General features: G+C 57.3%; 12 protein-coding genes. 9 read left to right on the forward strand and 3 right to left on the reverse strand.

The annotated features are described in order from the left end of the window. Positions 1–563 (reverse strand): serine/threonine protein kinase (locus tag IT585_14360; protein MCC6964432.1); only part of this gene is annotated, 563 nt, incomplete at its 3' end. 186 nt (positions 564–749) lie between these two features. On the opposite strand from IT585_14360, the gene IT585_14365 reads away from it, so the two are divergent. After that, positions 750–1,541, forward strand: a complete 792-nt coding sequence (locus IT585_14365) for a DUF72 domain-containing protein (GenBank protein ID MCC6964433.1) — start codon at positions 750–752, stop codon at positions 1,539–1,541. A gap of 62 nt (positions 1,542–1,603) precedes the next feature. Here IT585_14365 and IT585_14370 read toward each other — a convergent pair whose 3' ends face one another. Beyond that, entirely contained in the window at positions 1,604–2,446 is an 843-nt protein-coding gene (locus IT585_14370; protein ID MCC6964434.1) for a diguanylate cyclase, read from the reverse strand. A gap of 241 nt (positions 2,447–2,687) precedes the next feature. Between IT585_14370 and IT585_14375 the strand changes: the two genes are divergently transcribed. From IT585_14375 to IT585_14410, 8 genes are all read left to right on the forward strand, one after another. Next, complete coding sequence (locus IT585_14375; GenBank protein ID MCC6964435.1) at positions 2,688–3,293, forward strand: superoxide dismutase; 606 nt, start codon at positions 2,688–2,690, stop codon at positions 3,291–3,293. 163 nt (positions 3,294–3,456) lie between these two features. Next, positions 3,457–4,326, forward strand: a complete 870-nt coding sequence (locus tag IT585_14380) for a hypothetical protein (GenBank protein ID MCC6964436.1) — start codon at positions 3,457–3,459, stop codon at positions 4,324–4,326. Then, positions 4,323–6,248, forward strand: a complete 1,926-nt coding sequence (metG, locus tag IT585_14385) for a methionine--tRNA ligase (GenBank protein ID MCC6964437.1) — start codon at positions 4,323–4,325, stop codon at positions 6,246–6,248. Before IT585_14380 ends, metG begins: the two co-directional genes overlap by 4 nt. A 9-nt stretch (positions 6,249–6,257) precedes the next feature. Continuing rightward, positions 6,258–7,019: a TatD family hydrolase gene (locus IT585_14390; GenBank protein ID MCC6964438.1), complete on the forward strand. Its 762-nt coding sequence runs from the start codon at positions 6,258–6,260 to the stop codon at positions 7,017–7,019. Beyond that, entirely contained in the window at positions 7,016–7,840 is an 825-nt protein-coding gene (gene rsmA / locus IT585_14395) for a ribosomal RNA small subunit methyltransferase A (GenBank protein MCC6964439.1), read from the forward strand. Before IT585_14390 ends, rsmA begins: the two co-directional genes overlap by 4 nt. After that, entirely contained in the window at positions 7,801–9,612 is a 1,812-nt protein-coding gene (locus tag IT585_14400) for a hypothetical protein (protein MCC6964440.1), read from the forward strand. The genes rsmA and IT585_14400 overlap by 40 nt, the downstream gene beginning before the upstream one ends. Next, positions 9,609–10,190 carry a hypothetical protein gene (locus IT585_14405; GenBank protein MCC6964441.1) on the forward strand — a complete coding sequence of 194 codons (582 nt, stop codon included), beginning with the start codon at positions 9,609–9,611 and terminating at the stop codon, positions 10,188–10,190. Before IT585_14400 ends, IT585_14405 begins: the two co-directional genes overlap by 4 nt. Then, entirely contained in the window at positions 10,177–10,743 is a 567-nt protein-coding gene (locus IT585_14410; GenBank protein MCC6964442.1) for a hypothetical protein, read from the forward strand. Before IT585_14405 ends, IT585_14410 begins: the two co-directional genes overlap by 14 nt. Positions 10,744–10,746: 3 nt before the next feature. Here the strand turns inward: IT585_14410 and IT585_14415 are convergent. After that, a partial coding sequence (locus tag IT585_14415; protein ID MCC6964443.1) for an insulinase family protein occupies positions 10,747–13,100 on the reverse strand: 2,354 nt, incomplete at its 5' end.

The following is a 13,100-nucleotide window of genomic DNA, read 5'->3' on the forward strand; positions in this document are numbered from 1 at the left end:
ACCTTGGTCAGATCGGCCTTGACGGTCGCGCCGGAGGGACTGGCCGCGGGCTCGGCGTTTTGCAGCGGCGACATCGGCTTGGCCAGGCCGAAATCGAGGATTTTCGGTTCTTCGTGCTCGTCGACGATCACGTTCTCCGGCTTGATGTCGCGATGAACAATGTTCAACTTGTGTGCGGCGGCCAGCCCGGAGGCAATCTTCTCGGCAATCCGCAGCGCCTTGCCCACGTCCTCCGGTTTGCCGACCAGGAACTCGTTCAAATGTTTCCCGCGAATGTACTCCATTACGATGTAATGGATGTCGCGCTTGCCATCGGGCGATTTTCCGACGCCGATGTCATAGATCGCCATGATATTGGCATGCTGAATCTGTGCGGCGGTCTTGGCTTCGCGCTCGAACCGTTCGCGGCGATCCTCGTTGTCGAAGTAGTCGTCGCGGAGCGTCTTGAGGGCAACTTGGCGATTGAGTTTGGTGTCCTCAGCAAGAAAAACCTCACCCATGCCGCCCTCGCCAAGTTTGCTGAGGATCTTGAAGTGGGCTAAAGTATCGCCGGCTGTGAGCATTCCATTCCTGTCCGTGAAATATTCCTGTTAGTATCAGCGAAGCCGAAGACGAATACAAGCATAAACTCGCGGGCGAGAACGGGCTTTGTCCTCGGACGCACCTGTATTATACTAACGGCCATGCCGCGCAGCCGAAAACCAGATTTGATCCGCTTTGGGACTTCGTCGTTTTCTTCCGAGGATTGGGTGGGTCCATTCTATCCGGAGGATACCAAGCCGGCAGAGTTTCTCAGCTATTATGCCAGGCAGTTTGACACCGTCGAGGTTGACGCCACCTATTATGCCATACCGTCGGCTCGGACGGTAGAAGGCTGGGTGGAAAAGACGCCGGAGGGCTTTCTGATTTCGGCGAAATTCCCGCGTTCGATTGTGCATGGCGGGGAGGGCGCAACACCGGCACCGGATCTGATTCTCAAGCCGGAAGCGACGTATGCTGATCGCGACCGTTTCCTGAAGGTAATCGCCACGCTCGGCACTCGCTTGGGGCCGCTGGTGTTGCAGTTTCCCTACTTCTCCAAGAAGGTGTTTACATCGCGTGAACCGTTTCTGGAACGACTCGACCGATTCCTCGGAGATTTGCCGAAGAATTTCGAGTACGGCGTCGAAATTCGCAACAAGACCTGGCTGAAGGCCGATTTTGCTGACTTGCTCCGTCGCCACCAAGTGAGCTTGGTGCTGGTCGATCAAGCCTGGATGCCACACGGCGACGAGGTCGAGAAGCTGTTCGATCCGGTCACCGGTGGTGTTTGCTATATCCGGCTCCTTGGTGATCGCCAACAGATCGAGGCGATCACCAAAACTTGGGACAGAGAGGTTATCGACCGGGAAGAGAGTCTGGAACGCTGGAGCGCATTCCTGGTACGGATGATGGCGCGGCAGATTCGGACTTTAGTCTACATTAACAACCACTATGCCGGCCATGCTCCGGCAACCTTGCGGCGGTTGAAAGAGTTGTTCGAGCGCGCCGCTGCCCAGTAATTCTCCAGCTATTTTCTACCAGCATCCATCAACGTTGAAAGCGCTGATGGACTCGCGGCGAGCTAATCCTGACCATGGAGCAGGCGGTTCTTGCCGGTCTGCTTGACGGTGTACATCAGTTTGTCAGCTCGGGAAATCATGTCATCCACCGACTCCGGCGGGCGGACGAACGTGTAGACACCGGTTGAGAACGAAACTGGCCAGGCGTTGGCAGTGGCCATCGAGCTTAGATCGGCCTTGAGCCGCTTCATCACCTGCTCGGCTGCTGCAAAATCGGTCTCGGACAGTAGAAGAACGAATTCATCGCCACCGAAGCGGGCGACGCGGTCGACGGCGCGGATGTTTTTCTTCATCAGTTCGGCGGTTTGGGCCAGCAGGCGATCACCGGCCTGATGCCCGCAGCTATCGTTGATGAGCTTGAAGTCATCGATATCGGTGAAAGCGATCGTTATCGGCTTGCCGGTACGTCTGGCGCGGGCAATTTCGAGTTCAGCGAACTCCTGGAAAGCGCGGCGGTTCGAGATGCCCGTCAAGTCATCGACACGCGCGGTGTTCCGGTGGTGATCGGCGGTCTCCTTCAGCGCCGCGAGCATCAGTGCGATCAGCGTAAACAGAAGCCAGCGCAGAATCTCATTTACCGGTGTGAAATCGGGATTGCGAAGAATAACGCCGCTTTCGATGTCGACAATGGCCAGCAGTCCGGCGCTGATCAGGGCAATCGTTACGGCGGCCAGCCGCCCGGACGACCAGGCGGCGATGGCGATCGGAACGAAATAGAAGATCGAGACCGCAAGCAGCGCATCGGTCGCAAAATAAAGGGCGGCGATGAGGACCACCAGCGACAATGCCAGTGAGGCGCTGAGCCACTTTGGGAAGCGTTCCAGCCGTGCAATGAGTTCAAGCATAAGCCTGCCCAGGCCAAAGGGTTTGGTCTGCTCCCCTCAAGATTCCTGGGCAAAACAATACATGTTCAAACCTCGATGGCAAGCACTCGCGCGAAAAATCGTCGGGCCGAAATTCTCGCCGGAAAATCCACAAAATGCCCACAGCGCTCCGTATTTCCTCAATGCGGGGTCTGAAGAGACCCATTTGGTCGATTTTAAATGTTTGGATTTTGTCATATCTGATCTATTGACTGGAGGAACGATCATGGCTTACGAATTACCGGCGTTGACTTACGCTTATGACGCGCTGGAGCCGTTCATCGACAAGGAAACGATGAACATTCATCACACCAAGCACCATCAGACCTACGTCACCAAGCTGAATGAGGCATTGGCAGCACATGCCGAGTTGCAGAGAAAGACGGTCGAGGACTTGGTCCGTGACCTGGGCAGTGTGCCGGACGCAATCCGGACGGCGGTGCGCAATCACGGCGGCGGGCATGCGAATCATAGCTTCTTCTGGAAGATTTTGAAGAAAGATGTCAAACCGAGCGGTAAGATCATCGAAGCAATCAATTCGACGTTCGGTGGACAGGAACAATTCAAGGAGAAGTTCACGGCGGCGGCCGCGGGCGTGTTCGGATCCGGTTGGGCATGGCTGGTGGCTTCCGGCGGCAAGCTGGAGATCATGTCGACGCCGAACCAGGATTCGCCCTTGACACAAGGAAAGACCCCGATCATCGGCATCGATGTCTGGGAACATGCTTATTATCTGAAGTACCAGAACCGCCGGCCCGAATATATTGGCGCGTTCTTTAACGTGATCAACTGGGACGAGGTCAACAAGATGCTGGCGACCGCCAAATAGCGGATCGATTCCCGCGAAGATGTTCCTGTGGTAGTGAATCGCCGTCGGCAGAGCTGTCGACGGCGATTGTCATTAGTGGCGGGTGCCAGCAGTTCAGTTCTTGACTCAGAGCACGGCGGAAGCTTTATTGCCAACTTGCAGATCGGGCGCGTATTGTAACATTATGGCAGACGCACAAGACATTCTATTCGAAGTTGAGTTTAAGGCGCATCGGCGGGATTTCTACGGCAATCCCTTCAGCCTCACTTTGCGCGAAAAGGACTGGGTGATTGTTGAAGCGGAGCGAGGCGAGGACATGGGCTTCGTCCACATGCTGATCGATCCGGAGGCCAAGTTCAAGAGCCGACCCAACAAGGTGCGCCCGATCCTGCGCTCCGCCACCGACGATGATTGCTTCAAGATGTCGAAGAACCGCGAGATGGAGAAAGAATCGCTCGAGCACTGCAAAGTGTTGGTCGGCCAGCACGGGTTGCAGATGAAGCTGGTCGATGTTGAGTATCAGTTTGATCTTAACAAGATGACCTATTACTTCACGGCCGACGAACGCGTCGACTTCCGCGCGCTGGTGAAAGATCTGGCTTCGCACTACCGGACACGGATTGAGTTGCGGCAGATCGGCGTGCGCGACGAAGCGCGACGTATCGGCGGCTACGGCATCTGCGGCTTGCAACAGTGCTGCAATACTTTTATCCGCGAATTCGAGCCGATTTCGACGCAGCTGGCACGCGACCAGAATCTGTCGCTCAATCCGGCGAAGATCTCCGGCAATTGCGGGCGGCTGCTCTGCTGTCTGCTCTACGAGCAAAATCACTATGCCGAGACGATCCGCCGCTTTCCCGAAGTCGGCGCGGAGATTGATACGCCGACGGGACGGGGCACCGTCGAAGCCGTCAACGTTTTTCAGCAGTATATGGTCATTCGTCTCGAAGAAGGCACTGAGCGGCTGACCTGGAAAGACTGGGTCCAGCATGAAAAGAAGAAGCAGTTCACTGCCGCGTTGAAAGCGCGGATGAACCATCCGAAATCGGAATGAATTTCTACATCACGACCCCGATCTTCTACGCCAATGCCGAACTACACATTGGCCACGGTTATACCTCGGTGATTACCGATACCCTCAAGCGCTATCATACCCTGTTTGGCGAAGAATCGTTCTTCCTGACCGGCATGGATGAGCACGGTGCCAAGGTCGAGGAAGCCGCGCTGGCGCAGGGCAAGACACCGCAGCAGCTGTGCGATGAAAACTACCTCAAGTTCGTCGAGGCCCTCAAGACATTGAACGTCTCTTACAACCACTTCATTCGCACGACATCCGAGCGCCATAAGAAGGGCGTGCAGAAGCTACTGATGAACTTGTGGAATGCACGCACACCCGACGGCCAACCGGCGATTTACAAGGGCAAGTACGAGGGTCTGTATTGCCTCGGCTGCGAGAAATTTATCACCGAGAAAGAGCTGACACCCGATGGGCTCTGCCCGAATCATCTGTCCAAGCCCAAACTGGTCTCGGAGAACAATTACTTCTTCCGACTGACGGCGTACCTCGATCGGGTCGAGGAGCTGATTCGCAGCGGCCGGATGAACATCATGCCGGAGGGCCGCCGCAACGAAGTGCTGGGGCTGCTCAAACAAGGTCTGCCGGACTTCTCGATTTCGCGCGAACGGCTCAACTGGGGAATCGACATTCCCTTTGACCCGGCGCAGAAGACTTACGTGTGGGTGGATGCGCTACCCAATTACATCACCGCGGTCGGCTACGGCGACGACGAGGCGGCGTTCGACAAGTGGTGGAACAAGTCGCAGGTGGTGCACCTGATGGGGCGCGACATCCTGAAATTTCACGCCATCTTCTGGCCGGCGATGCTCATGGCTGCCAATCTGCGGGTACCGGACATTCTGTTTATTCACGGTTATCTGAGCTTGAACGGTCAGAAGATCAGCAAGTCGCTCGGAAACGTGATCTCCAACGAGCACCTGGTGGCGCAATTCGGCCAGGATGCCGCGCGCTACCTGCTGGTTTCGCAGTTTCCGTTCCATCTGGACGGCGATATCAGCTATCCGCGGCTTTACGAGAAATACAACTCCGATCTGGCGAACGACTATGGCAATCTCGTGAGCCGCGTGGTCAAGCTGACTTTGGCAAACTTCGAGGGCAAGATCCCACCGCGGAGCGCTGCCGGCGAAGATCACAGCGAGGAGCTGCGGCAGTTGATTCAAGCGACACCGGAGAACGTGATCGCAGAGATTCGAGCAATCGATGTGCTCAGTGCGGTTGAGAGCATCTGGGCCTTGATCCGTGCGGCCAACCGTTACTTCGACTATAGCAAACCGTGGGAGTTGGCCAAACGCGGTGAGAAGGAGACGCTCGCGGGAGTTCTGCATCGCTCGCTGGAGGCGGTCCGAATCGCCGCGACACTGACCTGGCCGATTATGCCGACCAAGTCGTCGCAGGTGCTGCAGATGCTTGGATTCGACGAGTCATATCAGCCGTCGATCACCGATGCCGCCAATTCGGACCTGCTCAAACCGGGTACGGCTCTCCGACCACTGGATAACATCTTCCCGCGCCTCCAGGCGCCGAAGGAGGACAAGATCGAAACTGCGAAATCCCCGGAGAGCGGGCTGCCGGATGGCCTGATCTCGATTGACGATTTCTTCAAGGCCAAACTGGTTGTGGCTGAAGTGCTGGCCTGCGAGGCGGTACCAGAGGCCAACAAGCTACTCAAGCTGCAAATCGCGATCGGCGAGGAACGGCGGCAGATTGTCGCCGGCGTCGCAGAGTATTACAAGCCGGAAGAGCTGGTCGGTAAGAGGATCGTGGTGGTAGCCAACCTCAAGCCGGCCAAGATCCGTGGCATCGAGTCGAACGGGATGCTGTTGGCGGCCAAGTCAGGTAAGGCGCTGAAGCTCGTCACGGTAGACGGCGATATTCCCTCCGGCGCCACTGTCGGCTAAGATGCCGTCATGATCGATACGCACTGTCATCTCGACTTTCCCGACTACAACAACGATCGCGAACAGGTACTGGCCGACGCGCGCGCCACCGGCGTGCGGCGGATGGTCAATATTGGTTGCGATCTGAAATCTTCCGACGCGGGTGTCGAGTTGGCCAATTGCCACGCAGAGATCTTCGCCGCAATCGGATTTCATCCCCACGACGCCAAGAACTACGACGATGCCGCCGAACAGCGGTTGCGCGAGCTGGCGAGCAATTTCAAAGTGGTGGCGATCGGCGAAATCGGTCTGGACTTCTACCGCGACCACTCTCCCCGCGACATCCAGCGCCGCGTATTTGTGCGTCAGATCGCGCTCGCCAGAGAACTGGGGTTGCCGCTGGTGATTCACATTCGTAATGCCTATCCCGAAGCGCTTGATATTCTGATTGCCGAAAAGGCCTATGAATCGAACGTTGTGTTGCACTGCTTTTCCGGCACGCCGGCGGAAGCACGCCAGGCTGCCGACTACGGCATGTTCCTGTCGGTGGGCGGTGTACTGACCTTCACCAACTCGCGCCTGCCGGAGTTGGTCAAGGTGCTGCCACGTGACCTGCTCTTGCTCGAAACCGACGCGCCATACCTGACCCCGCATCCACACCGCGGCCAGCGCAATGCGCCGGCGATGATCAAGCTGGTGTACGAGAAGCTGGCGGCAGTCTGGCAACAGGACTTCACCGTCGTCGAAAGCGCGATCGACGCCAACGCCGAACGCTTTTTTGAATTCGAATGAAGCCCCGCAAGGAACTGGGGCAGAATTTCCTCATCAACGTCGGGGCAGCTCGGCGAATCGTTGACTTGCTCAGTCTGCATCCGAGTGAAACTGTGCTGGAAATCGGTGGTGGCCGGGGCGATCTGACAGTGCATCTGCTTGCGACCGGGGCGCGGGTTATCACAGTCGAGTATGACCAGAACCTGGTGGCGCGGCTGCGTGAGCGTTTTGCCGATCAATCGCGGTTAGAGATCGTTCACGGCGATATTCTGAGGTTCGATCCTGCCGCCGTATTGGGAAGCGAGTGTGCGGCCAAGCTGGTCGGGAATCTGCCATACAATATCACATCGGCGATCCTGGAGTGGATTATTGAGCGGCGGAGGATGTTTCCCGAGCTGGTGATCATGGTGCAGAAGGAGGTGGCCGCGCGCATCGTGGCTGAGCCGGGCGGCAAGAACTTCGGCTCCCTGACGGTGTTCGTTCAGCTTTTCTATGCTGCCACCCGTGCGTTTGATCTGCGGCCCGGGTCATTCTTTCCGGCGCCGAAGGTAAGCTCCAGCGTCGTGCATCTGACCCGCCGTGAGCAGCCGCTGGTCAGCGACGCGGATTTTCCGGCATTGCGGCGCCTCACGGCCGCGTGTTTCCGGTGGCGACGCAAACAACTGCTGCGTATTTTGCGCGAGGAGTATCAGCTAACGCTCGAAATCGCCGATCACCTCTGCCGGCGCGTCGGAGTCGAACCGACGCAGCGTCCGGAGCAGCTGGCCGTAACGGATTTCGTGGTGTTGGCCAAAGACCTGTCATGCCTCGCATCCAACTCGTCATCTTCGCCACTCTCGTAGCCGCTGCCTTACGGACGGTACCTGCGGAGGCGCTGTATTTCAGCCTTGATTTCTCGATCGATCGCCAGACTTACAATTGGGCCGACTCGTTGTCACTGCAAAGGAATCTGAACAAGCGGACCGCACTTGAGCTCTTCAATCGTTCATCGGCAACACTGTTTCAGGAGTCGATCTTCGGCGGCGGCGGCGATCGCTGGCAGAAAACGGCCGTCACTCGCGGTTCACTAAATCACCGATTCAATTCGTCGTTCAGCGGTGGCGTGGCCATTACGCAGGATTTTGACCGCCTTGAAGAGAAGCGCTTTATCGGCAATCGCGCTTTTCTGACTGCCGATATCGACAAGGCGCGTTACCGGATCAAGCAACGCGGGGGTCTCGTTTGGGAGGAGCGCAAGTTCGAGCCGCTGAGCCATCGCGAAACGGGGCTGGCCTATGAAGCTGACTTCAGCGTCACCCCCGGCGCCCGTTGGGGGCAGGCGCGCGTCACCGGCGAAGTCACGACGTTGCGCCGCACGCCGCGGCGGGCGGTCACAGTCGGATATGAGCTCCCGCAATTCATTTATCGCAGCGACACGCTCAGCCTCAGTGCGAGTCAGACTCTTGCTCTGCGCAAGTACTTTCCCTCCAGCGGCAATTTCGAATCCACCGCCCGCCAGGCCAGCGAACAGCGACGTTGGGACCTGAGCGCTGCCAAACGACTGCCGCTGGCCGCCCGGCTGGTGTTCGCAGCCGCCTATCGCTACGACCGCTATGACTATGAGTATCAAGGGCTGACCTCGGACTTTGTCCGCCAAAACGACAATTTGACGTCAGTGCTTGAATATCAAATTACGTTACAGCGGCATTTTGGCGATCTGGGCACAAGCGTCGCATATCTGTTCAACCGGACCAAAGAGGACTTCGGATCGAACTTGACCAATCAACTGGCGGAGACCGGACAGGTGACGGCGCGGGCGAATCTCGTGCTCTCCGATGCCGACACGCTGGAAGTTTCCGGCCAGATCGGTGTGACGGCCTACTTTGCGCCGACCAATTCCGCTTTCTTCGCCGACCGCGATCGCTCGATCCGGCTGGCATCGTTTCGCGCGGTGCACAAGTTCAGCGACTTTCTCACCGGCGTGGTTGATGGCAGCGCGCGCACGTTTCACAGCATCTACATCTCCGGCTCACTTTCGGCGAACAACTCGATCAACAATGTCTACATCGTCAATCCCGCGCTGATCTGGCAGCCGGTAAGGTCTTTACGCGTGCAGCAAAATTACCAGATGCACGCCAATTACATTTACTATGAGTACGAGAAGAACGCGATCAGCGAGCGCAACACGCTTTACCGCCGCGCCAACCTGGTCAATACGTTGACGATCACGCTGTCCCCGCGCACGGATCTGATCCTGGAGTACTCCTATCGCTATGAAGACTTTGGGCGGCTGCTGTGGGAAGACCAGTGGAAGCAGCAGGTGAGTTGGGATCGACGCACCCACCGCCCACGTTTCGGCGTAGAGTATCGTCCGCTGTCAGGATTGCGCTTCTGCCCGTACGCCTCGTACGAATGGCAGACTTACTACGATCACTTGTTTGATCCGGTGGAAACCCTCGGCCGACGGGTACGGACGGACGAGTTACAGCGGCGCTTGATCGGCTTTGAGTTCCAGTGGACGATGTCGCAGAATTCGTACATTGATTGCCGTCTCGAACGGCGCGTGCAGGAGTATCAACGCCAGCGCGGACAGGAGTATGACGTCTTTACGATTGCGCTCAAGAGGTACCTATGAGATTGCAGCGGCTGATGCTGTTGTTCGTGTGCACTTTGACAATCTGCTCCTGTGCCAAGAATCCATTTTCGACCCGCGATAATGAAGAGCCGACCGAGCCGGTAGGGACGTTCATCCCGCCGACTTCGCCGTTGATCGTGCTCGAAAACCTTCGGTTCGCTTACGCCGAGTTAGTGATCGGGAATTTCGTGCAGTGTCTCGACAGTAACTTCACCTACCGTTTCGATTTTCTCCAGACGCTTCCCGGCGATACCGCGTGGGACTACCGTCAGGAGGTCAATCTGACCACCAAGATGTTCAGCGCCTTCAGTGCCGACAAGTCGCGGCGGATTACGATAGAATTCACGCCGCAGGTTGACCAGCCCGACCTGGTGCTGGATACCACGGCGACACTGATTCGCTCCTATATCTTGAGCGTGACTGATACCCTCGGCACGGTGAAGCAGAACTTTCAGGGAATTGCGCGCTTTGACCTGGTCGAAGGCGCGTTCAATTTCTGGTCGTTGCGACGCTGGGAGGATCTGCACGAGGATTTGGACATCAACTCGTGGGCGGAGTTCAAGAATGCGTACCGATAGGGCAAGACCGACGGCACTTCTGGCAATGGCGGGACTGGTGGCGTTGGCCGCGCTGGCCTGCCAGAATCCGTTTGCGCCGGCGGTCGTCGGGCCTTCGCGGATCGTGCCGATCGTGCGCCAGGTCGCGCCCGACTCCGTGCTGCACAATCTCAAGTACGCCTACGAACACCGGGATATTGATGTCTACGAGAATTGCCTCGATGTGCAGTTCGTCTTCCGCTATGTGGATCAGGATCGCACCGGCCAGATCGAGCAGGTGGAAGTTCCACGCGACGGCCCCTCCGGTGATCTGGCCCGCACCGAGCGGCTCTTCAAGCTGTTCGACGAGATCCGCCTCGACACCTGGGTGCCGATCTTCGACCGGCAGGAATTTCCCAACGACGAGGTGTGGGAGGTTTACCGTGTTTACTTTAATCTTTCGGTGAAAGATCTCGATGGCGACTTCGGCTACGAATTCTACGAGGCCGTCGGCGTCGCCGAGTTCAAGTTCCGCAAGTCTCCCGCCGACAGCCTTTACCGAATCGTGACGTGGGACGATCGGTCAAATCAGTAGCACTTACTCAGGCCGCTCCGGCACTCCGACCGTTGCCAGAACATAGTTCTTCGTATCGAAATACTTCTGTGCCGCGCGCTTGATATCGGCGGGTGCGAGCGCCTTCATAGTCGCAATCAGATCGTCTTCAACATCGTAGCGGCCGACGAGGAACTGATTCACCGCCATATAGAACGCCTGGTTGATTCGTGAGAGCCGCGCCGTCAGCTGCGCGCCCCAGAGTGAGTTGACCGCTCGTTCCAGTTCCTCGGCTGAGACTTCGAAGTTGCGCATCGAGTCGATCTCGTTCACGATGCCATTCTTCGCGCGTTCATAGTTCTCTACGCCCGTTCCCATCGCCGCCGAAAACCAGCCAAAGTCGCGATCCAAGCTCACGCCGGCGCCGACGCGATACGCCAGTCCCTGCTTCTCCCGCAGATTCTGCCCTAATCGCGTCGAGAGAATGTCGGTGGCAACGCGCAGCGCGACGGCATCCGCACTTGTAGCGCCGCAGGTAGCATTCCCAATGTACATATACGCTTGTTTCTTCTCCATCGGCTTGTTCTGGCTCACCACACCGGTAATCGTCGTTGGCGCGGTGACCAGGCTCTTGGCGGGTGGTGTTCCGGTCATATCACCGAAGGCAGCTTCGAGTTTGGCCATCATCGTCTCTGCCGGCAGGTCGGTACAGACGGCGAGGATCAAGTTACCCGGCGCGTAGAATTGCGCATGGTAGCTGCGTAGGTCCTGTGCGCTGATCGTCCCCACCGAACGCATGGTGCCGGTCTCGGGATTGGCAAAAGCGGTGTTGTTGAACAGCAAACTGAAGTAAAGACTCTTAGCCTGATCGGAGGTCGATCCCGATTGCATGCCGAGGATGCCCATGACTTCCTGCCGCACTTGCTCGACTTCGTCATCGGCGAACAGCGGGTGTTTCACCATCTCGGACAACAATACGATGCCGCGATCGGTGAAATCGGAGATCGTTTCAAACTTCAGGAACGAGAACTGCCGCGATGTATAGCGGTCGTCGTAGGGAATGTATGGGTTGTCATTCGCTGTGACATTGGCGCCGATCTCCGCCAGTGCGCGCGACAATTGGTCTTTGGAAAAGTTCTTGGTACCGTGAGTGAGCATCCGGTTCACGAAGTCGGTAATCCCTTCCTTGCCGGCCGGTTCGGATGCCGCCCGATCCTTGCCCAATACCATAAACGCCTGCACCTGTGAATAGGCGTTGGACTTGACGATGATCTCCAATCCGTTGACAAGCGTCTTGTGCGCATACTGACTGGTGATTTTGGCCCCACCAGATGCCGCCGATTCCGAGTAAGGCTTGACGACCGAGGCGATGTAGTTGTACGGCTTAAAGTACTTCGCGGCGACCCGTTTGACATCGGCGGGCGTCACCTTCTCGAGGTTGCCCGTTAGATTGTCGATGAAATCGTAACCGGTAGAGACCATCAGCGGCGCGATCTGGAAACCGTAGTAATGCAGCTTCTCCTTCAGGTAGATCTCCGCTGTCTTCGCGCTCGTCACTACTGCCTTGATGTCCGCCGCTGTTGGCTGCCAGTTGGCTATCGTCTGCTCCATGGTCTGATTGAGCAGTGCAATGATGCGATCGATGTTTTGCACCGAATCGGTCTTGATCGAAACATCAAACACCGTGAAATCCTTCTGCGTGTTGATGCCGGTGCCGACTGACTGGGTCAACGTACCGCCCTCATCGACGAGAACCTTTCGCAGCGGCGAAACGCCGTCGGCGTTGAGCAACTCGTTGAGCACGTGGAAGGCATAGTAATCGGGATCATTCCACAGCGGCCCGCGCGAGGAAAAGGTCAGGTAGCAGCTCTTGGTTTCCATCTCCTGCGTGACGATCTTCTTCTCGGACGGAATCGACACCGCAAACGCCGGCACCGGCGGAATCGGCCGGGCGGCCGCCCCGCCGAAATACTGCCGGTATTTCTTGATCATCTCCGGTGCGCTGAAATCACCGATCACCAGCGCGACCATATTGTTAGGTGCATAGTAGGTCTGGTAGTATTGGAGGATTTCCTCGCGCGTGACGGTGTTGATCAGGTTCTCGTAACCGAGTACCGGCCGGGCATAGGGCGTTCCGGCGTAGACCAGCGCTTGGTGCAGATCGTCAACGACATCATCGATCCGGTCGTGGCTCTGGCGGATTTCCTCGATCACGATCTTGCGCTCCTTGGGGAACTTCTCTTCCGGCAGAATCGAGTTGAAAAGCTGATCTGATTGGACATCCAGGCCGTAGTCGATGTACTCCGTCGGCATCAGCACCAGGTAGGCGGTCAGGTCTTTGCGCGTAAAGGCGTTGATGTAGCCGCCGTGGCGTTCGATGAGATCGTCAAGCTGCTCCT

The organism is Candidatus Zixiibacteriota bacterium, assembly GCA_020853795.1.
In the GTDB taxonomy this organism is placed as follows: Bacteria; Zixibacteria; MSB-5A5; order CAIYYT01; family CAIYYT01; genus JADJGC01.